Origin of the sequence: Neorhizobium sp. LMR1-1-1.1 (genome assembly GCF_040675795.1) — a bacterium.
GTDB classification, from domain to species: Bacteria; Pseudomonadota; Alphaproteobacteria; order Rhizobiales; family Rhizobiaceae; genus Neorhizobium; species Neorhizobium cellulosilyticum.
Window position 1 is genome coordinate 1 of sequence record NZ_JBEGHE010000008.1, and the last position, 255, is coordinate 255.

Consider the following 255-nt stretch of genomic DNA (forward strand, 5'->3'; position numbering starts at 1 on the left):
AGAACGTGCTGCCGTCCTTGCGGTAGTTCAGAATGTCGACAGCCACATCCCGCCCTGCCGCGATGCTGTCGCGGATCTTGGCGACGGTCTCCCGGTCCGTCTCAGGCCCCTGCAGAAAGCGACAGTTGCGGCCGATGATCTCCTCGTCGCTGTAACCGGTCAGCTTTCTGAATGCCTCGTTGCAAAAGATGATGGGATTATCGGCTTGGCTGGGATCCGTGACGATCATCGGCATGCGCGTGGCCTTGAACGCCG

The 255-nt window shown here is 60.4% G+C and carries 1 protein-coding gene; it reads right to left on the reverse strand.

Features of this window, described 5'->3' with window-relative positions; genetic code table 11:
- Positions 1–255: PAS domain-containing protein (locus MRBLMR1_RS08630; protein ID WP_500064110.1), on the reverse strand; the 255-nt coding region annotated here is incomplete at both ends.